Here is a 19966-nt window from a genome sequence, read left to right as displayed (position 1 = left end):
AATGCACGTCATCATTGATCTCTGCGTCGTGCCGCTGGGCGTGGGCGTGTCGGTCTCGCCGCAGATCGCCGCCTGCCAGCGGGTCATCGAGTCCTCAGGGCTCGAGCACCACATGCACGCCTACGGCACCAACATCGAGGGGCCGTGGGACGAGGTGATGGCAGTGGTCAAACGCTGCCATGAAACGGTGCACGAGATGGGCGCACCGCGCATCACCACTACCATCAAGCTCGGCACCCGCACCGACCGCGAGCAGTCCATGGGCGACAAGGTATCCAGCGTGCGCGACAAGCTGCGCGACGCCTGACCGGGGCGCGGATGGGCGCGATCAGACCGGCAGCGGTGTCAACCAGGCATCACCCAGGCGCAGCAGGTGCTCGGTGAGGGCATCGAGAATCCTGCCGCCTTGGCGCCAGTGGTGCCAGTAGAGCGGCACATCGATCACGTAGCCCGGCGACAGGTCGACCAGACGGCCGTCGGCCAGGTAAGGGCCGGGGTCGATCTCCTGCAGCCGGCCCTCGCTGAGCTCCCGCTCGGCCTGGCGCTCGGGCACCATGCCGTAGCCTAATCCGGCCAGGGCCAGCCCGATGAAACCCTCCGACGACGGGCAGAGGTGGTGCGGGAAGGGCGGCTCGACGCCGTGCTGAGCCAGGTAGCGATGTTGCAGGCGGTCGTCGGGGCCGAACACGATGGCGGGTGCCCGGCGCAGCGCTTCCGGCGTCACGCCACCGGCAAAGTGGCGCGCCACGAAGGCGGGGCTGGCCAGGGCGCGATAGCGCATGCTGCCCAGGGCGTGGCTGCGGGCGCCCTGAACCGGCGTGGACGTGTCACAGATGCAGCCGGCTACGTCACCGTCGCGCATGCGCTTGAGTGCCACTTCCTGATCCTCCACCACCAGCTCGAACAGCACGGGGTATTGCTCGCAGAAGCGGCCAATGGCTTCCGGCCACCAAGTGGCCAGGCTGTCGGCGTTGATTGCCAGGCGCAGGCGCTGTTCGCTGCCACCCAAGGCCGGCACCTCGCCAAGCAGGTCGCTTTCCAGCAGTCGTACCTGCTGGGCATGGTTGAGCAGCTTGCGGCCCAGCGGCGTCGGCGCGAGCCTGGGGCTTCTCACCAGCACCGGCTGGCCCAGGCGTGCCTCGAGCAGCTTGATGCGCTGGGAGACCGCCGATTGGGTCAAGCCCAGGTGGCGGGCGGCGCGCTCGAAGCCCCCCTGGTCGATCACCGCCACCAGCGCTTCGAGCAGTTTATAGTCGAGCATCAGTTTTGCTTATCCCCCAGTTCATTAATTCATTTCATTAATCGGCGCGTCGAGCTTAGCCTTGGCAGCATTCGCTTGCCAGGAGAAGACGCAAATGTGGTTGTCATGGCTGAACGGGCTATTGATCTGTGCCGGGCTGATCGTCGCCATCGGGGCGCAAAACGCCTTCGTCCTGCAGCAGGGGCTGCGCCGTCAACATGCGTGGCTGGTGGCCGGCGTATGCGCACTATGCGATTGGCTGCTGGTGGGGCTCGGGGTGCTCGGGCTGGGGGCACTGATCGCCCGGCAGGAGGCGCTGATGGAAGTGGCGCGCTGGGCCGGCGCTGGATTTCTTGCCTGGCAGGCCTGGCTGGCGCTGCGCCGGGCTTGTGCGCGACATGCATTGATGGCCGGTGGACGGCATCAGGCCTCGTGGCGGGGAGCGCTCGCCGCCACGCTGGCGGTAACGCTGCTCAACCCGCAGGTCTATCTGGAAACCGTGGTGTTGCTGGGGGCGATCGGTGCGGTCCAGCCAAGCCCGTGGGGGTTCTTCGTGGGGGCGGCGATGGCGTCGTTCGGCTGGTTCTTCGGCCTGGTCGCGGCGGCAGGCTGGCTGGCCCCCCGGCTGGCGAGCCAGCGGGTCTGGCGGGCTATCGACCTAGTGATCGGCGTGATCCTGGCGTGGGTGGCTTGGCGGCTGGCAAGTGGTGCAATGATGCCGTAACGATTTCTTTACGCGCTGTCAGGATATCGCACCACCGCGAGAGCGCCCAGGGCTGACCTTTTTCGACCGTAAGGTTTTTCTTACAGCAGGGGGAGCCAGGGCCGTTCGACAACAGGGGAAAGCCATCGACGGGGCGTTCCTGCCGGGAGGTCGGAGCACTAGGCTGGAGGCACGCATCGACACCATGCATCACCGTGGTGATGTATGCCTTGGATAACAATAGCCACCCCTGGAGGAACCATGAACGCACCTGCCAAGACTGTATCGCCCATCAGCAAGGACAACCCGATCGGCACCAACGGCTTCGAGTTCGTCGAGTACAGCGCGCCCACCGCCGAGGGTATCGAGCAACTGCGTGCGCTGTTCAACCGCATGGGCTTCACCGAGACCCGCAAGCACCGCTCCAAGCAGGTCTTCCTGTTCCAGCAGGAGAACGTCAACTTCGTACTCAATGCCGAGCCGGACAGCCAAGCCGCCGAGTTCGCCCGCGTGCACGGCCCCAGCGCCTGCGCCATGGCCTGGAAGGTGACCGATGCCAAGCAGGCCTTCGACTATGCCGTGGCCCACGGCGCCGAGCCGGTGGAGAACCCCGTCGGTCCCGGTGAGGTGGGCATTCCCGCCGTGCGCGGCATCGGCGGCTCGTTGCTCTACTTCGTCGACGAGAAGGTCGACAGCGATGGGCGCACCATCTACGACATCGACTTCGAGGCGATTCCCGGCCGCTCGCGCAACGCCAACAGCGTGGGCCTCAAGGTGCTCGACCACCTGACCCACAACGTCGATCGCGGCCAGATGGATGTGTGGGCCGATTTCTACACCGAGATCGCCAACTTCCGCGAGAACCGCTACTTCGACATCAAGGGCAAGAAGACCGGCCTGCACTCTCGTGCCATGACTGCGCCGTGCGGCAAGATGCACATCCCGATCAACGAGTCGGCCGACGATACCTCGCAGATCGCCGAATTCCTGCGCGAATACAACGGCGAGGGCATCCAGCACCTGGCCATGGCCACCGACAATATCTACGCCACCGTGCGCGCCCTGCGCGACAACGGCGTGACGTTCCTCTCCACGCCCGACACCTACTACGAGAAGGTCGACCAGCGCGTGCCCAACCATGAGGAGAACGTCGAGGACCTGCGTGAACTGAGCCTGCTGATTGACGGCGGTGAGGGAGAAGGCGTGCTGCTGCAGATCTTCACCGAGACCGTGATCGGTCCGATCTTCTTCGAGATCATTCAGCGTAAGGGTAACGACGGCTTCGGCGAAGGCAACTTCAAGGCCCTGTTCGAGTCGATCGAGGAGGATCAGATCCGTCGTGGCGTACTCAAGGCGGATTGATCGCCGATGGCCCCCTCCCCACGGGCGGGGGCCGTTTCGTATTCGATATGAAAAAACTGAAAGCAACCCCTTTCTACAAAAATAACGTTGCATCGCATTGATTGCAGCGTGCATATTGCTGCGTCGATCGATAACAACGATTTTCCCTGGTGACCTGATGACGACTCAACAACAACCCCGTGTCCAGTGGCTGGGCCGCTGGGGCTTCGTACTGGCGGCGACGGGCTCCGCCGTCGGCCTGGGCAATATCTGGAAGTTTCCCTACATGACCGGCGAGCATGGCGGGGGCGCCTTCGTGCTGGTCTATCTGGTCTGCATCCTGGCCGTGGGCGTGCCGGTCATGATGACCGAGATCGGCCTCGGTCGGCGCGGACGCGGCAGCCCCATCGATGCGGTGCGGCGGGTGGTGACCGAATCCGGACGCTCTCCACTCTGGTCGCTGCTGGGCTGGATGGCGATGCTGGCCGGTTTCATGATTCTGTCGTTTTATGTGGTGGTGGCCGGCTGGTCGTTCTCCTACCTGTGGAAGATGCTGACCGGTGGGCTGTCGGGCTCCGGAGTCGAGGACATGGCGGCGATCTTCGTTGCCAACAATGAGAATCCGCTCAACCTGGGCTTCTGGAGCACCCTGGTGACGCTCGTGACCATGGTGATAGTGGGCAAGGGCGTGCAGGCCGGCATCGAGAAGAGCGTGAGCTGGATGATGCCGGGTATGGTGATCATGCTGCTCATCCTGATCGGCTACGGCGTGTTCTCGGGCGGCTTCGGCGAGGCGTGGCAGTTCCTGTTCTCGTTCAACACCGGCAGCCTGTCCAGCGAAGGCATGCTGGCCGCCCTGGGCCATGCCTTTTTCACCCTGTCGCTGGCGTCCGGCGCGATTCTCACCTACGGCAGTTACCTGCCCGCCGGTGCTTCGATCGCTCGCACCACCTTCAGCGTGGCGGTAGCCGATACGCTGGTGGCGCTGATGGCCGGCCTGGCGATCTTCCCGGTGATCTTCGCCAACGGCATGAGTCCCGAAGGCGGGCCCGGCCTGCTGTTCATGAGCCTGCCGCTGGCATTCCAGGCCATGCCGCTGGGTACGCTGTTCGGCGTGCTGTTCTTCGTCATGCTCTCCATGGCGGCGTTGACCTCGTCGATCTCGATGGTCGAGGCCACCGTTTCCTGGTTGGTCGACAACAAGGGCATTACCCGTCGTGCCGCCGCTTGGGGCACCGGTATCGTGCTATGGCTGGTCAGTACCCTGGCGATGCTGTCGTTCAACGTCGGTGCCGACTGGACCCTGGCGGGCAAGCACTTCTTCGACTGGCTCGACTACCTCACCTCGCGCTGGATGATGCCGCTGGGTGGGCTGGGCATGGTGCTGCTGGCCGGATTCGTGCTGAAGAGCGAAACCTTCCGCGAGGAGTTGGGGCTGGCGCCGCACTGGCATGCGCTGTGGCTGTTCATGGTGCGCTACGTGAGCCCGTTGGGCATCCTGGTGATCTTCGTCGATGCACTGGGCATCGCGCGCCTCCAGTTCGGTCTGCACTGGCCGTGGCTGCTGGCCGTGCTGGTACTGATCACGCTGATCGGCGAAGTGGCAAGTCCGCGTCTGCGTCGTACCCTGGCCGGCTGAACGCTTGCCTGCCGTTAGGCTTGACGCTAATGTCGGGCCGGTCCGATGGGGACGTCTACGTCGAGGTGACAGGATGAGCGTTCGTTCCATTTTCGGTGCCGGCCCTTCCGCCCCCCGCTCGGTGCGGGGCATGCTGGTCCTGTTGCTGCTCGCATTGACTGTCGGTTGTGCTGGACGCGACGGCCGACAGGTCGAGCGGGCTTCGGCGCCATCCGGCTGGTATGGCGAGCAGGGGCAGGCCTCGTTCTATGCCGACCGTTACCATGGCCGGCGCACCGCCAGTGGAGAAGCCTACGACCGCAACGCGCTGACGGCGGCGCACCGCAGCTTGCCATTCGGCACCCGGGTCCGGGTGACGCGGCTGGACAACGGCCGCGAGACGGTAGTGCGCATCAACGACCGCGGGCCATTCGTGCGCGGCCGTGTCATCGATCTCTCGCGACGTGCAGCCGAAGAACTCAACATGCTTGGGCAGGGCGTGGCGGAGGTGCGTCTGTCGCCTGAGTGAAGCGCCCTTCACGACAACATCCTGCTGGACCGTGCGGCTCCCTCAGACGGGCGGGAGGGTTTCGGCGTTATTCGAGGCGCCATAAACTAGATTTTCGCCAAGCGCGCGCATTGCCCACCCCACACAGCGCGTGTCCAACGCCGTGCCTTTGGTCTCGATGTGAAAAGCAGTGGCGGGGCTCGCTATGGCGCTAAGCGAAGCGGCGGCACCTCGCGTTGGAATTCGCGGCGCCAGCGGGCCAGCAGGGAGTCGCGCTTCAGCCGGTCCAGCGTGGCCAGCAGGCCGGGGCCGATCGATATCGGGCGCAGGGCGTCGCCGACTTCCTCGCGCAGGGCATCGGCGGTGCCCGGGCCGGAGAGGGCGGGATGCATGGCCCCCAGATGGGTCTGTTCGGCAATCACCTGCTGGCCGGCCTCGCTGAGCAGGAACGCCATGAACAGCGTGGCCGACTCGGGATGCGGGGCTTGGCGGGGAATGAAGGCGAGGCGCTGCGTCACCAAGGCATAGTCATCGGGTACCACCATGACCAGTTCCGGATGGTCGGCCACCGCATCGCGGACGTAACTGCCGAGCAGGTTGTAGCCCAGTAGGTAGCGTCCCTCCTCGAGCCCGTCAAGCATCTCGCCGGTGGTGTCGGCGAGCACCGTGCGGGCGCGCCCCATGGCGGAGACCAGATCCCAGTAGCGCGGCGAGAGTCGCGATTCCTCGATGGCGTAGGTGTAGCCGGCGCCGCTGCGTACCGGATCGTAGGTGACGATGCGTCCCGCCAGCGCGTCGGCGTGCTCGGTCAGCAGTTCGAGCATGTCGCCGTGACTGCGCACGTCGCCGAAGCGTTCGATCAGGTCGCGATGCACCACCATCACGATGGGCTCGAAGGTGAAGGCGAACAGTTCATCACGCCAGCGAGCCCACGCCGGCCAGCCTCTCGCCACGTCGCCGGATAGCGGCTGCGCGTGACCGTCGTTGGCGAGATGGTACTGCCAGGGCATGGCGGACGAGAGCACCACGTCGGCCGCATCCGGTGCATCGAGGAAGCGCTGATGCAGCTCCAGGGTCGTCAGGTTGCGGTAGGTCAGGTCGATGTGCGGATGGCGGCGATGGAACGCTTTGAGCAGCGGCCGTGCCTGCGGCAGGTCCAGGGCGGCATGTACGACCAGCGGCTGAGGCGGTCCCGCGACGGGTTCTGCGGGGTAGTGCAGGGTTTCTTCGGCCGAGGCGGTCAGACTCCACAGGGCAAGCAGACACCAGCGCAGGGGGCGGATCATGTGTTCTCCTCGCTGAAACGCAGGCGCACGATGAGTCCATGGCCGTCGGGGCCCTGGGACAGCGTCAGCCGTGCGCCATGGGCCCGGGCAATGCTGTCGACGATGGCCAGGCCGAGCCCGGAGCCTTCGCCTCCCTCCTCGCCGCGGTGGAAGGGGCGCAGCACCAGCAGGCGGCGCGACTCGGGAATCCCGGGGCCGTCATCCTCGACTTCGAGTGTGGGGGGATGAGGGAGCGTACGCAGCGTGATGCGCCGGGCGCCGTAGCGGCAGGCGTTGTCGATCAAGTTGTTCAGCGCTTCCTGCAGCTGCCAATCGATACCCCGTATCCGGACGGGCTGCGGGGCGCACTCCACGCCGAGATCGATGTCCCGGCGATGACAGCTTGCCCAGTGGTCGCGCACCGCCTGGCGGGCGCAGTCGTTGAGATCGAGCGGCGCCAGTTCGGGACGGTATTCGGGGTTGTCGAGTCGCGTCAGCGACAGCAGCTGCATGGCCAGCCGTGCGGTACGCGCGCTGGTCGCCTGCATGGCGACCAGGGCGTCGCGCCAGCGGGCGGGATCGTCATGCCGCAGGGCCAGCTCGGCGCGGGCCGAGAGCCCCGCCAGCGGGGTACGCAGTTGGTGGGAAGCGTCGCCAATGAAGCGCTCCTGGTTGGCACGCACCCGGCGCATGCGCGCCAGCAGTTCGTTCAGGGTCTCGCGCAGTTCGGCCAGCTCGCGCGGTAGCGGCAGGTCGAGAGGGGTCAGGGTGCGCGGATCGCGCGCGCGAATGGCGCGCCGCAGCCGTGTGAGTGGCGCCAGGGCCGAGCGTATCGCCACCACCAGGACCGCGACGGCCAGCAGCGCCATGGCCAGGATATAGGCGAGGTTGGCGCGCAGCAGCTCGTGCATCAGCGCGTCGCGACCCTCGCGGCTATGCGCCACGCGTATCTCGAAGCGCTCCCTGAGACGCCAGTCCTCCAGGCGCGAGCGGCGCACGCCCTGGCGAAGCGTCATGCCCTGCCAAGCGACATTGCGAAACAGCAGGGTGTCGCCCGTCTCGGCGTCGCCCCGTTCGTCGCCGGGCAGCTCGGCGTTGCCGGTGATGAAACGCCCGTCACGATCGACCAGGCTGTAGAAGACCCGCTCCTCGGCGTCGGTGGCCAGCATATCCAGCGCCGCCGGGGGCAGGTCGAGCCACAGCCGGTCGTCCTGCCATTGCACCTGCTCGGCGATCGACAGGCTGGCTGCCTCGAGCAGACGGTCGAAGGCGCGGTCGGCGGTGTGGCGTGCATCGACCCAGGCCTGGAACACCATCAGCCCTCCCAGGGGGAGCAGCGGCAGCAACAACCAGGCCAGCAGCCTGCGGTAGAGGCTGTCGCCGCGCTTCACGTCGCCTCCAGCAGATAACCGAGGCCGCGCACCGTACGCAGGGCGATGTCGCTGCTTCCCAGGCGCTTGCGCAGCCGATGCACATAGACCTCGATGGCGTTGTCGCCCATGGGCTCGCCCTGGAAGGCTTCGTCGGCCAGGCGCGCCTTGTCGACGGGTTCGCCGGCGTGACGCATCAAGCAGCCGAGCAGGCGCTGTTCCCGGGGCGGCAGGGCGAGAACCTCGCCGTCGAGGGTGAAACGCTGCGCCAGGCCGTCGAAGTGCAGCGACCCGACGCGCAGCTCCTGACCCCGAACGCGTCGTCTCAGCAATGCACGCACGCGGGCCTCGAGTTCCTCGAGCGAGAATGGCTTGGCCAGGTAGTCGTCGGCGCCCAGGTCGAGCCCGCGTACGCGATCCTCCACCGCACCCCGGGCGGTAAGAATCAGCACCGGCGTGTCCCGGTCGTGACGCCTCAACGCCTCGAGCACTTCCAGCCCACTGGCGCCGGGTAGATTGAGGTCGAGCAGGACCAGCGCGTGGCCGTGATGCGGGTTCTCCAGATGCCGATGGCCGGCGTCGCCGTCGGCCAGGTGCGTCACCGCATAACCCGCCAGGGCTAGAGCGTCCTGAAGGGTTTCGGCCAGCAGATGGTCGTCCTCGACGAGCAGTAGATTCATGTCACGACCTCCGCTTGGCGGGTGGCCGTCAGCTCGTCCCGCGCCGCCTTCAATGCGGCCTCGCCACGGGCATCGAGTCGGCTCGACGGGCCCGAGAGGGACAACCAGCGCCTAGGCTCGCCGGGAACGCTGGGCAGGGCTTGCAGCAGCATGTTGCCGCCGGGCAGGTCGGGGCGGGGGTCGTCGGCCGCGGCCAGGGGCCATTGGCTGCCGGGCCTCAGCTCGTGGCGCAGGGCCTCGGTCGGCAGGGCGACCAGTCGGCATTCGACTTGGCTTCCATCATTCTCCAGCAGGGCGGCGGTCTCGCCGGTCTCGGCAGCCAACCGGTCGAGCAGCGGCTGAATGCGCGTGCTCAGGTGGCGGCTGGGAGGGTGGCGCCGCGCCAGGCGCAGCGGCGCATGACCCAGGCTCCAGCGGCCGTCATGGCTGCGCTGTACGTAATCGAAGCGGGCCAGCGAACCCAGCAGGCGTAGCAGGGTGCTCTTGTAGTAGCCGGTCGCCTGGGCGAGCTCGGCCAGGGTGAAGGTTTCCTGCTCGTTGTCGAACGCTGCCAGTACGGTGAGTGCGCGCTCGACGGCTTCGACGCGATCCTGGGCCATGCCTTGAGTCTCCTGGTTGGGAAGCATTGGACTTTGGTCGCAATTGCACCCCTACGCATTGACGCTACCTGTCGGCACGCCTAGTTTCTATTCTGAAGAACGTTGTTCTGCCTTACAGAATTGTAAGGTAGCCGACTAAACACCGCAAGCCACATTTGCACAACACGACAAGACCGGAGGGACAACGACAATGTCCACGAACACGCCGCTCAAATTTCTCGCCGTCGCTGCTTTCACCCTGAGCGCCAGCAGCGCCATGGCCTTCGAGCCCCAGGGCAAGGTGGAGTGTCTCGCCCCGGCCGACCCTGGCGGCGGCTGGGACTTCACCTGCCGCAGCGTGGGCAATGTGATGGAGGAGCTGGATCTGGTGCCGCGCAGCGTACAGACCGTCAATATGGCGGGCGCCGGCGGCGGCGTTGCCTTCGCTCATACCGTATCCAAGCGTTCCGGCGACGAGCAGCTGCTGGTTGCCGCTTCCACTGCCACCACTACCCGTCTGGCCCAGGGCCAGTTCCCCGGGATGACCGCCGACATGGTCAACTGGATTGGCGCGCTGGGGGCCGACTACGGCGTCATCGCCGTGGCCGCCGACTCCGAGTATGACGACCTGCCCGCACTGATGGAGGCGCTTCAGGAGGACCCGCGCAGCGTCAAGTTCGCCGGTGGTAGTGCCAAGGGCGGCTGGGACCACCTCAAGGTCCTGATCGCTGCGGATGCTGCCGGAGTGGATGAGCTGCCGCGCATTCCCTATCTCTCGTACAACAACGGTGGCGAAGCCATGACCCAGGTCGTGGGTGGCCATGTGGATGCCTTCACCGGTGACATCAGCGAGGCGCAGGGCTTCATGGAGTCCGGCGACCTGCGCGTGCTGGCGGTGCTCTCCGATGACCGTCTGCCGGGTGAGTTCGGCGAGATTCCCACCGCCATCGAGCAGGGCATCGACGCGGTCGGGCCCAACTGGCGCGGTTTCTACATGCCGGCGGATATTTCCGACGAAGCCAAGCAGTACTGGGTCGAGGCCATGGACACCATTTACGAGAGCCAGGAATGGCAGGACATCATGGAAAACAATGGCCTGATGCCCTTTCACATGAGCGCAGGTGAGTTCGAGACGTTTGTTAAAGAGCAGATCGAGGACATCGAGACGCTCTCCAAGGATATCGGGCTGATCCAGTGATGACGTTCAACGACCGCATCTTCGGTGTTCTGCTGCTCGTCCTGGCCGTCGCGTACGGCTGGGGCGCCAGCCAGTTCCCCGAGCCGTTCGGTGGGTCCGAGGCGATCGGACCCGAAACCTTTCCCTATCTGCTTGCCGTGGTGCTGGCACTGTCCAGTCTCTACTTGATCGTACGTCCCGACCCGGATAACGCCTGGCCCTGGAGCCGGACCGGGGTCGAGCTGATCATTGCTGTGGTGGTGCTGGTGTTCTACGCCATGCTGCTGCAGCCGCTGGGCTTCATCCTCAGTACCACACTGGCCGTCGGCACCCTGTGCTGGCGCATGGGCGCTAGGCCGCTCAATGCCTACCTGGTCGGGGCGGCGTCGGGCGTGGTGGTGTTCCTGCTGTTCAACTTCGCCCTCGACCTGTCGTTGCCGCTGGGGCTGCTCTCGTTTCTGGAGGTGGGCTGATGGAAACCCTCGGCTTTCTGATCGACGGCTTCGGGGTGGCGCTCGCCCCGCACAACCTGCTGTTCGCCCTGATGGGCGCCTTTCTGGGCACCCTGATCGGCGCGCTGCCAGGCCTGGGACCGGCCAACGGCGTGGCCATCCTGATTCCGCTGGCCTTCTCGCTGGGGCTCGCACCGGAAACCGCGCTGATCATGCTCACGGCGGTCTACGCCGGAGCCATGTACGGCGGACGCATCTCGTCGATTCTGCTCAATATCCCCGGCGACGAGCCGGCCATGATGACCTGCCTCGACGGCTATCCCATGGCCCAGCAGGGCAAGGCCGCCGAAGCGCTGGCAATCTCCGCCATCGCCTCGTTCATCGGTAGCTTGATCGCCACGGTAGGCTTGATCCTGCTGGCCCCGCTGCTGGCGAACTTCGCCCTGACCTTCGGACCCGCTGAATACTTCGCTCTGTTCCTGCTGGCCTTCGCCACCCTGGGTGGCATCACCGGCAAGAATCCGATGAAGACCGTGGTCGCAGCCTGTCTGGGCCTGATGGTTTCTACTGTGGGCATCGACTCCACCGGCGTGCAGCGCTATACCTTCGGCACCCTGGAACTCTACGAGGGCATCGACTTCATCATCGCCATCGTCGGCCTTTTTGCCATCTCGGAACTGCTGTTCTTCATTGAGGAGCGTGCCGGCGGCGGCAAGGAGAAGATGGCCGTCAACAAGCTCAAGCTCAGCTGGGCCGACATTCGCAACATCCTGCCGTCGAGCGTGCGCGGTGGCATTCTGGGCTTCATCGCCGGTGTGCTTCCCGGGGCCGGGGCGTCGCTGGGCAGCTTCATCGGCTACACCCTCGAGAAGAAGGTGGTGGGCAAGAAGGGGTTCTTCGGCCAGGGCGACCCGCGTGGCGTGGCCGGCCCCGAGGCGGGCAACAACGGTGCCTCGAGCGGCGCCCTGGTGCCCATGCTGACGCTGGGCGTGCCGGGCAGCGGCACCACCGCGGTGCTGCTGGCGTTGCTGATCTCGCTCAACATCACCCCCGGGCCACTGATGTTCACCCAGAACGCCGACATCGTGTGGGGCGTGATCGCGGCGCTGCTGATCGGCAACTTCCTGCTGCTGCTCCTCAACATCCCGCTGGTGGGTATCTTCGTCAGGCTGCTGTCGGTGCCGCCGATGTACCTGCTGCCGTGCGTGACGATGATCGCCTTCGTCGGCATCTACTCGATCAGCAACACCACTTTCGATCTCTACTTCATGGTGGCCTTCGGTGTCGCCGGCTACGTGCTGCGCAAGCTCGAGATCCCGCTGGTGCCGGTCATCCTCGGCTTGCTGCTGGGGCCGGAAATGGAGAAGAATCTGCGCCACGCCATGGATATCTCCGATGGCGACTGGACCGTGCTGTGGAACAGTGGCCTGGCCATAGGCCTGTGGCTGTTCGCCGGCCTGGGGCTGATCCTGCCCTATATCGTCGGGCCCATCCTACGTCGTCGAATGAAGGTGGCGACAGCCGCAACCGCGGGCAATCCGGAGGGCGACTGAGCCGAATTCTACCCACCTCGAAATCGGGGGCGCCGAGCGATCGGCGCCCCCGATTCGCTTTCCGGCGCTGTTCGTCAACACGGTGCAAGGGGCGGGGCCTGGCTGTCGCCTCGTGGTGCACCTGCACCGAGCGATTGCGCCCCGATGGTGCGAGGGGTTCGCCGCTCGGGCCCGAGGGTCCTTTCTAACTCATTGAAACAAACCGTTCCATGCCGGCTGGAAGAAGCGTGGCCCGTCCCTTGCAAAAGCTGATTGCTGAGCCCTGCGCTGCCTGTCGGCGCCACCATCACAGCAAGCCCCATCACAACAAGCCCGTTGCTCAGCAGGGCGCAAGGAGATACACGTGAACGCTTCTCGCCGCACCAAGTCTTTCCCGCTTCGCTCCACGGCCGCCGCACTGCTGTCGATACTTGCCCTCGGGGCATCCTGCCAAGTGCTGGCGCAGGAAGAGCCCATCAAGGTGGGTATCCTGCATTCGCTGTCCGGCACCATGGCGATCAGCGAATCGACCCTCAAGGACACCGTCGAGATGCTGATCGATCAGCAGAACGAGCAGGGCGGCTTGCTGGGCCGCGAGCTCGAGGCGGTCGTGGTGGATCCCGCCTCGGACTGGCCGCTGTTCGCCGAGCGCGCCCGGGAGCTGCTCGAGCAGGAGGAGGTCGACGTGATCTTCGGCAACTGGACCTCGGTGTCGCGCAAGTCGGTGCTGCCGGTGGTCGAGGAACTCAACGGCCTGCTCTTCTACCCGGTGCAGTACGAGGGCGAGGAATCCTCGGAGAACGTCTTCTACACCGGTGCGGCACCCAACCAGCAGGCGATTCCCGCCGTCAACTACCTGCATGACGAGCTGGGTGTCGAACGCTGGGTGCTGGCCGGAACCGATTATGTCTATCCGCGCACCACCAACCGCATCCTTGAGACCTACCTCAAGGAGGAGCTCGGCGTCGCCGAGGCCGATATCCTGATCAACTATACGCCGTTCGGACACTCCGACTGGCAGAACATCGTCTCCGAGATCAAGCGCTTCGGCAGTGAGGGCAAGAAGACCGCCGTCGTTTCCACCATCAACGGCGACGCCAACGTGCCGTTCTATCGCGAGCTGGGCAATCAGGGCGTCGATGCCGCCGACATACCCGTGGTCGCCTTCTCGGTGGGCGAGCAGGAGCTCTCCGGTATCGACACCGGGCCGCTGGTGGGACACCTGGCCGCCTGGAATTACTTCATGAGCGTCGATACCGACGCCAACTACGACTTCATAGACGCCTGGATCGAGCACAGCGGTGACGAAGAGGCTGTGACCAACGACCCCATGGAGGCGCACTACATCGGTTTCAACATGTGGGCCGAGGCCGTGCGCAAGGCCGGCACCACCGAGGTCGATGCCGTCAAGGAAGCGATCATCGGCGTGACCGTGCCCAACCTCTCCGGCGGCTATGCGGCAATGATGCCCAACCACCACATCACCAAGCCGGTGATGATCGGCGAGATCCAGGACAACGGCCAGTTCGTGGTGGTATGGGAAACCCCCTCCACCGTGGCCGGCGACGAGTGGTCCGACTATCTGCCCGGTTCGCGCGACCTGATTGCCGATTGGCGCAAGCCGATGGCGTGCGGCAACTACAACGTGCGCGAGGGTCGCTGCATGGGTAGCGATGCCGAGGCGCAGGCCGAGGAAGCCCTGGCTGAGTAATGACGATTCGCGGGTTCGGCCGTGGTCGAGCCCGCGCCGTTTTCGCACGCCACTCAAAGGACTCACTTCATGAGAACTCCTGCCACGCTCATGACGTCCTCCATCACGGCAAGGATCGTCACGCTGGCTCTGCTGTGCCTGCTCGCCTGGCTGCCTGCCTTGGCTAGCGCCCAGGATGACGACGGCCGGGCTGTGCTGGAAGGACTCGATTCGCGCAGCTTCGCCGACAAGGCCGAGGCCATCGAGGCGATCATCCAGAGCGAGGACGAGCGCGCCACCGACTGGCTGCAGGCGCTGCTGGACGGCAACCTGCAGCGGCTCAAGGAGGATGGTCGGTTGGTCATCGTGGTCGACAACGTCGGTCGCGAGTGGCCGGTGCGCGATGCCTTGACCGGCGACGAACTGGGCGAGGTGCCGCGCCGGGACCTGGATCGCATCACTATCAACAATGCCCTGCGTAGCCAGCTGCGTTCGGCGCTCTCCATGGTCGAGCTGTATGTCGGTGACGAGCGCTCGCGCCTGGCCGCCGCCGAGGGCGTTATTGGACGCGTAGACGACGAGCTCGCAGCAGCGCTTGAGGCGCGGCTCGAGGAAGAAGAGAGCGACCAGGTTCGTCACCGCCTGAACCAGGCGCTGGCCGTTCATCGCCTGGAGCGGGGCGAGGCGGGTGCCGTCGAGACGCTCTACGGAAGCCTAAACAGCAATGTGCGTGTGGCCCTGACCCGTGCCGCGCAGAGCGATGACGCGCAGGTGGCCGATGCCGCCCGGCGTGCGCTGGCCGACATCGAGCAGAAGCTGAAGCTCAACCGCATCGCCGAGACGCTCTACTTCGGGCTTTCCATGGGGTCGGTACTGGTGCTCGCGGCGATCGGCCTGGCGATCACCTTCGGCGTGATGGGCGTGATCAACATGGCTCACGGCGAGCTGATCATGCTGGGCGCCTACACCGCCTGGGCCATGCAGCAACTGCTGCCCGGCCAACCGGGGCTGGCGCTGCTCCTGGCGATACCCGTCGGTTTCCTGGTGTCGGCACTGGCCGGCATTGCCATCGAGCGCGGCGTGATCCAGTTCCTCAAGGGGCGCCCCCTGGAGACCTTGCTGGCGACCTTTGGTGTCAGCCTGATCCTGCAGCAACTGGTGCGTACGGCCATATCTCCGCTCAATCGCACCGTGATCACGCCGGAGTGGATGAGCGGCTCCATCGCGATTAACGACGCGCTGTCACTGACGCTCAATCGGCTCTACGTGATGGGGTTCGCGCTGCTGGTATTCGCTGCGTTGATGCTGGTCATGCGCCGTACCCGGCTGGGGCTTGAGGTGCGAGCGGTCACGCAGAATCGTGCCATGGCTCGCTCGATGGGCATTCGTGCCACCCGTGTCGACATCCTGACCTTCGCCCTGGGTTCCGGCGTGGCGGGACTGGCCGGCGTGGCGCTGTCGCAGCTCACCAACGTGGGCCCCAACCTGGGCCAGAGCTACATCATCGACTCGTTCATGGTGGTGGTATTCGGCGGCGTGGGCAATCTATGGGGCACCCTGGTTGCAGGGATGTCGCTCGGCGTGATCAACCAGGTGCTCGAGCCCTGGGCCGGTGCGGTGCTGGCCAAGATCATGGTGCTCGTATTCATCATCCTGTTCATCCAGAAGCGTCCGCGCGGTCTGTTTCCGCAGAAGGGCCGGGCAGCGGAGGGTTAATCATCATGCATTGGCTGGTTCATCCCTTCAGGGAGCGCTCGACGCTCCTCTTTCTCGGTGTGCTGCTGCTGGCGCTGACGATAGTAACCCTGCTGCATATCGCCGTGCCGCGCGAGCAACCGCTCCATGTGAACGCTTATACCGTTAACTTGTTTGGCAAGTATCTGAGCTATGCGCTGCTGGCGGTAGCGGTGGATCTAGTGTGGGGCTACCTCGGGATCCTCAGCCTGGGTCACGGCGCCTTCTTTGCCCTTGGCGGCTATGCCATGGGCATGTACCTGATGCGGCAGATCGGCGATCGCGGCGTCTACGGCAACCCGGAGCTGCCCGACTTCATGGTCTTCCTCAACTGGGACAGCCTGCCGTGGTACTGGCAGGGCTTCGATATGGCCTGGTTCGCCTTCCTCATGGTGCTGCTGGCTCCGGGGCTGCTGGCGCTGATATTCGGCTTCCTCGCCTTCCGTTCGCGGGTGACCGGGGTGTATCTGTCGATCATTACCCAGGCGCTCACCTTCGCCCTGATGCTGTCGTTCTTCCGCAACGAGATGGGCTTCGGCGGCAACAACGGCCTGACCGATTTCCGCGAGATCCTTGGCTTCAACCTGCGCAGCAACGACACGCGCCTGGGTCTGTTCCTGGCTTCGGGGGCGGCGCTGGCGCTGGGGTACGTGGTGTGCCGCGGCATCGTGACGAGCAAGCTGGGGCGGGTCTGCGTGGCAACCCGCGATGCCGAGGCGCGCACGCGCTTCCTCGGCTACCGGGTCGAGCGCTTCCAACTGTTCGTGTTCGTGGTGTCGGCAATGCTCGCAGGTGTTGCCGGGGCGCTCTACGTGCCCCAGGTGGGCATCATCAACCCCAGCGAGTTCGCGCCGCTGTTCTCCATCGAAATCGTGCTGTGGGTGGCGCTGGGTGGTCGCGCGACTCTCTACGGTGCGGTGATTGGTGCGATCATCGTCAATTACGCCAAGACGGTGTTCACTGGCGTGATGCCCGACGCCTGGCTGTTCGCTCTGGGCGGGCTGTTCGTGCTCGTTACGGTACTGCTGCCGCGCGGTGTGGCCGGGCTGCTGGCCGTTCGCGTCCGACGCCGTCGCGGTGATGACGACTCGCCGGTCAACCGGGAGGTGGCGGCATGAATCTTCTTCAATCACTGGCCCAGCGCGACCGGGTCTTCGACTTCCTGGTGCCGGCCGATTCCCCCGTCGACGTTCGTCACGGGCCGATCCTCTACCTCGAGGACGTCAGCGTGAGCTTCGACGGCTTCAAGGCGATCGACGACCTGAACCTGACCATCGACAACGGCGAACTGCGCTGCATCATCGGGCCAAACGGCGCCGGCAAGACCACCATGATGGACGTTATCACCGGCAAGACGCGGCCCGACAGCGGCAAGGTGTGGTTCGGCAGCCGCCACGACCTGCTGACCATGAACGAGCCGCAGATCGCCAGTCTCGGCATAGGGCGCAAGTTCCAGAAGCCTACGATCTTCGAGGCGCTGAGCGTATTCGAGAACCTGGAGCTGGCCATGGCCGCCGACAAGCGCATCCTGCCCACGCTCACCGCGCGCTTGAACGGCGAGATACGCGATCGCATCGACGAGATGCTCGCCACTATCGGCTTGGCCGGGCTGCGAGAGCGGCGGGCGGGGATTCTCTCGCATGGTCAGAAGCAGTGGTTGGAGATCGGCATGCTGCTGATGCAGCGGCCACGCCTGTTGCTGGTTGATGAGCCGGTGGCGGGCATGACCGAGCAGGAGATGGAGCGCACCGCCGAGCTGCTCACCGGCCTTGCCGGCAGGCAGTCGGTGGTGGTGGTGGAGCACGACATGGGCTTCGTGCGCTCGATTGCGCGCAAGGTCACGGTACTGCACCAGGGCAGCGTGCTGGCCGAGGGCAGCATGGACCAGGTCTCGGAGGATCCGAAGGTCGTCGAAGTCTACCTGGGCGAGGAGGCGTAATGCTCGAGATCGACAAGCTCAACCAGTTCTACGGCGAGAGCCACACCCTGTGGGACCTCGACCTCTCCGTGCCGGCGGGGCAGTGCACCTGCGTGATGGGCCGCAACGGCGTGGGCAAGACCACCTTGATGAAGGCGATCATGGGCGAGGTGGCGGCGGCTGCCGGCTGCATTCGCTACGCCGACGACGTGGAGCTCACCCGCCAGCGGGTTGAGGATCGCTCACGCCTGGGTATTGGCTACGTGCCCCAGGGGCGCCAGATATTTCCTCTACTTACCGTGGAGGAGAACCTGCGTACCGGCCTGGCCGCCCGCGGTGACGGCCGTCGCACCATTCCGGCGCGCATCTACGACCTCTTCCCCGTGCTCGAGGAGATGAAGCAGCGTCGCGGCGGCGATTTGTCGGGCGGACAGCAGCAACAGCTGGCGATCGGCCGCGCGCTGGTGCTCGAGCCTCGCCTGCTGATCCTCGATGAGCCGGGGGAGGGCATCCAGCCCAACATCGTCACGCTGATCGGCGAGGTGATCCGCAGGCTGATTACGGAGGATGGCCTGACGGTGCTCCTGGTCGAGCAGAAGTTGCCCTTCGCGCGCAGATATGCCGATCGTTTCGTCATCCTGGATCGTGGCCGGCCGGTGGCCAAGGGCGAGATCGACGAGTTGTCGGACGCGCTGATCCAGAAGCACCTCACGGTGTAGGGCCAAGCATTACTGCACCAGGATGGTGTGTCCTGGAGAATCGCTGCACTTCGAGGGTGCGTCAGTCGTCTCCTGCCTGCACCAAAAGACTCGGCAGACCTTGCGATTGGGTCCGCCCTTTTCTGTAACGTGTTGTTCCAAAAGAAGAGGGTGGAGGATACACCCTTCTGGTACGCCCTTTGCTCAAGGCTTGTAGACACGCCATGCCACGAGCCGCCCATGACCGCTTTCGAAACATCCGCCATCGCCATGCCCGTCACGGATTCGGGGCATCGCTTCGATGCCGAGCGCCGCTGGGCAGCGTCGCTGGAGCTTGGCTTCGTGTCTCGTCAAGGCGTTACTCGCCTGGTCAGGGCTCGCCACCAGGGCCCGCTGCGAGTGCAGCGTACTTTCTACCCGGAGGGCAGCAACGGCGCCTGTCACGCCTACCTGCTGCATCCCCCCGGTGGGCTGGTCAGCGGCGATTCGCTGAACATATCGGCTTGGGTCGAGGCCGATGCTCATGCGCTGTTGACCACACCAGCCGCCAACAAGCTCTACCGCGCCGACAGCCATGGCGTGGCCTGGGCACAACACACCAGACTCAGGGTGGATGACGGTGGCGTCCTGGAGTGGTTGCCCCAGGAGACCATCGCCTTCGACGGATCGCGCGGCGAGCAGACGACGCATATCGAGCTTGCTGGCGAGGCCCGCTGCCTGGGCTGGGAAGTGCTGGCTCTGGGCCGGCCGGCGAGCTGCTTGCCCTACATTTCCGGCCGCATCGATCAGCGTTTCCAGTTGATTCGTGACGGCAAACCGCTATGGCTGGAGCGCCAGCCTCTCGATCCCCATCACCCACGCTTTTCGGGGCGCTGGGGACAGGGCGGTGCCAGCGTGCAGGGCACGCTGTGGGCCGTGGGCCTTGCTGACGAGACTGGCGCCATCGAGGTGCTGCGTGACGCCATAACGGCGAGTCCGCGCTGGGCCGTCACCGTTCGCCACGGCGTGCTGCTGCTTCGCTACTTGGGTCATGAGCGCAACGAGGCCTGGGAGCTCTGCCAGCAGGCCTGGGCATGCCTCAGGCCGTTGCTTGCCGGCGTACCTGCCCATCCCCCCCGTATCTGGTTGACCTGACTTACCAGGAGACTCGCATGGAACTGACCCCAAGAGACAAAGACAAGCTGCTGCTGTTTTCGGCCGCACAGCTCGCCGAGCGACGCCGGGCCCGTGGTCTCAAGCTCAACTATCCGGAGGCCGTGGCGCTGATCAGCTTCGAGATCATGGAGGGCGCCCGTGACGGTCGCGGCGTGGCTGAGTTAATGAGCTACGGCCGCGAGATCCTCAGCCGCGATGAGGTAATGGAGGGGATAGCCGAGATGGTCGATGAAGTCCAGGTCGAAGCCACCTTCCCGGATGGGACCAAGCTCGTGACGGTGCATACCCCTATTGTCTGAGGAGGGCC

General features: G+C 65.3%; 20 protein-coding genes. 15 read left to right on the top strand and 5 right to left on the bottom strand.

Going from position 1 to position 19966, the window contains the following annotated elements; genetic code table 11:
* Position 1 precedes the first annotated feature (1 nt).
* The gene (locus tag CYJ07_RS10400; RefSeq protein ID WP_104203620.1) at positions 2 to 307 is read left to right on the top strand and encodes an MTH1187 family thiamine-binding protein; all 306 of its coding nucleotides are present in this window, start codon (positions 2 to 4) and stop codon (positions 305 to 307) included.
* A 21-nt stretch (positions 308 to 328) separates the two neighbouring features.
* Here the strand turns inward: CYJ07_RS10400 and CYJ07_RS10395 are convergent, their stop codons facing one another.
* The gene (locus CYJ07_RS10395; protein WP_104203619.1) at positions 329 to 1261 is read right to left on the bottom strand and encodes a LysR family transcriptional regulator ArgP; all 933 of its coding nucleotides are present in this window, start codon (positions 1259 to 1261) and stop codon (positions 329 to 331) included.
* 94 nt (positions 1262 to 1355) lie between these two features.
* Between CYJ07_RS10395 and CYJ07_RS10390 the strand changes: the two genes are divergently transcribed.
* From CYJ07_RS10390 to CYJ07_RS10375, 4 genes are all read left to right on the top strand, one after another.
* Positions 1356 to 1964, top strand: a complete 609-nt coding sequence (locus CYJ07_RS10390) for a LysE/ArgO family amino acid transporter (RefSeq protein ID WP_104203618.1) — start codon at positions 1356 to 1358, stop codon at positions 1962 to 1964.
* A 240-nt stretch (positions 1965 to 2204) separates the two neighbouring features.
* Complete coding sequence (gene hppD, locus CYJ07_RS10385) at positions 2205 to 3305, top strand: 4-hydroxyphenylpyruvate dioxygenase (protein WP_104203617.1); 1101 nt, start codon at positions 2205 to 2207, stop codon at positions 3303 to 3305.
* Positions 3306 to 3462: 157 nt separating this feature from the next.
* The gene (locus CYJ07_RS10380; RefSeq protein WP_104203616.1) at positions 3463 to 4923 is read left to right on the top strand and encodes a sodium-dependent transporter; all 1461 of its coding nucleotides are present in this window, start codon (positions 3463 to 3465) and stop codon (positions 4921 to 4923) included.
* Positions 4924 to 4996: 73 nt separating this feature from the next.
* Positions 4997 to 5431 (top strand): septal ring lytic transglycosylase RlpA family protein, encoded by a 435-nt coding sequence (locus CYJ07_RS10375; RefSeq protein ID WP_231489598.1) that lies wholly within the window; start codon positions 4997 to 4999, stop codon positions 5429 to 5431.
* A 182-nt stretch (positions 5432 to 5613) separates the two neighbouring features.
* Here the strand turns inward: CYJ07_RS10375 and CYJ07_RS10370 are convergent, their stop codons facing one another.
* The 4 genes from CYJ07_RS10370 to CYJ07_RS10355 are packed head-to-tail and all read right to left on the bottom strand — an operon-like array spanning position 5614 to position 9324.
* The gene (locus CYJ07_RS10370; protein ID WP_104203615.1) at positions 5614 to 6696 is read right to left on the bottom strand and encodes an ABC transporter substrate-binding protein; all 1083 of its coding nucleotides are present in this window, start codon (positions 6694 to 6696) and stop codon (positions 5614 to 5616) included.
* Positions 6693 to 8066, bottom strand: coding sequence for a sensor histidine kinase (locus tag CYJ07_RS10365; protein WP_104203614.1), 1374 nt, complete (start codon positions 8064 to 8066; stop codon positions 6693 to 6695). The genes CYJ07_RS10370 and CYJ07_RS10365 overlap by 4 nt, the downstream gene beginning before the upstream one ends.
* Positions 8063 to 8725 carry a response regulator transcription factor gene (locus CYJ07_RS10360; protein WP_104203613.1) on the bottom strand — a complete coding sequence of 221 codons (663 nt, stop codon included), beginning with the start codon at positions 8723 to 8725 and terminating at the stop codon, positions 8063 to 8065. The genes CYJ07_RS10365 and CYJ07_RS10360 overlap by 4 nt, the downstream gene beginning before the upstream one ends.
* Entirely contained in the window at positions 8722 to 9324 is a 603-nt protein-coding gene (locus CYJ07_RS10355) for a helix-turn-helix domain-containing protein (protein WP_104203612.1), read from the bottom strand. Before CYJ07_RS10355 ends, CYJ07_RS10360 begins: the two co-directional genes overlap by 4 nt.
* A 190-nt stretch (positions 9325 to 9514) precedes the next feature.
* Here CYJ07_RS10355 and CYJ07_RS10350 point away from each other — a divergent pair, with 190 nt between their 5' ends.
* From CYJ07_RS10350 to ureA, 10 genes are all read left to right on the top strand, one after another.
* The gene (locus CYJ07_RS10350) at positions 9515 to 10501 is read left to right on the top strand and encodes a Bug family tripartite tricarboxylate transporter substrate binding protein (RefSeq protein ID WP_104203611.1); all 987 of its coding nucleotides are present in this window, start codon (positions 9515 to 9517) and stop codon (positions 10499 to 10501) included.
* Positions 10501 to 10953, top strand: coding sequence for a tripartite tricarboxylate transporter TctB family protein (locus tag CYJ07_RS10345; protein ID WP_104203610.1), 453 nt, complete (start codon positions 10501 to 10503; stop codon positions 10951 to 10953). Before CYJ07_RS10350 ends, CYJ07_RS10345 begins: the two co-directional genes overlap by 1 nt.
* Positions 10953 to 12485 carry a tripartite tricarboxylate transporter permease gene (locus CYJ07_RS10340; RefSeq protein ID WP_104203609.1) on the top strand — a complete coding sequence of 511 codons (1533 nt, stop codon included), beginning with the start codon at positions 10953 to 10955 and terminating at the stop codon, positions 12483 to 12485. The genes CYJ07_RS10345 and CYJ07_RS10340 overlap by 1 nt, the downstream gene beginning before the upstream one ends.
* Positions 12486 to 12882: 397 nt before the next feature.
* Entirely contained in the window at positions 12883 to 14175 is a 1293-nt protein-coding gene (gene urtA / locus CYJ07_RS10335) for an urea ABC transporter substrate-binding protein (protein WP_422666959.1), read from the top strand.
* Between the two features lie 69 nt (positions 14176 to 14244).
* Positions 14245 to 15870 carry an urea ABC transporter permease subunit UrtB gene (gene urtB / locus CYJ07_RS10330; protein ID WP_104203607.1) on the top strand — a complete coding sequence of 542 codons (1626 nt, stop codon included), beginning with the start codon at positions 14245 to 14247 and terminating at the stop codon, positions 15868 to 15870.
* Between the two features lie 5 nt (positions 15871 to 15875).
* Positions 15876 to 17006: an urea ABC transporter permease subunit UrtC gene (gene urtC, locus CYJ07_RS10325; RefSeq protein WP_104203606.1), complete on the top strand. Its 1131-nt coding sequence runs from the start codon at positions 15876 to 15878 to the stop codon at positions 17004 to 17006.
* Positions 17003 to 17827 (top strand): urea ABC transporter ATP-binding protein UrtD, encoded by an 825-nt coding sequence (gene urtD / locus CYJ07_RS10320; protein ID WP_104203605.1) that lies wholly within the window; start codon positions 17003 to 17005, stop codon positions 17825 to 17827. The genes urtC and urtD overlap by 4 nt, the downstream gene beginning before the upstream one ends.
* A complete protein-coding gene (gene urtE, locus CYJ07_RS10315; protein ID WP_104203604.1) occupies positions 17827 to 18525 on the top strand; it encodes an urea ABC transporter ATP-binding subunit UrtE in 699 nt (232 codons plus the stop codon). Before urtD ends, urtE begins: the two co-directional genes overlap by 1 nt.
* Before the next feature lie 219 nt (positions 18526 to 18744).
* The gene (locus CYJ07_RS10310; protein WP_197038313.1) at positions 18745 to 19638 is read left to right on the top strand and encodes an urease accessory protein UreD; all 894 of its coding nucleotides are present in this window, start codon (positions 18745 to 18747) and stop codon (positions 19636 to 19638) included.
* 17 nt (positions 19639 to 19655) lie between these two features.
* On the top strand, positions 19656 to 19958 hold the full coding sequence (gene ureA / locus CYJ07_RS10305; RefSeq protein WP_104203603.1) for an urease subunit gamma: 303 nt from the start codon (positions 19656 to 19658) through the stop codon (positions 19956 to 19958).
* Positions 19959 to 19966: the final 8 nt, after the last annotated feature.

The organism is Billgrantia saliphila, assembly GCF_002930105.1.
In the GTDB taxonomy this organism is placed as follows: domain Bacteria; phylum Pseudomonadota; class Gammaproteobacteria; order Pseudomonadales; family Halomonadaceae; genus Halomonas; species Halomonas saliphila.
Note: the sequence above shows the minus strand (reverse complement) of the source record. Positions and strands in the feature narration are given on the sequence as shown.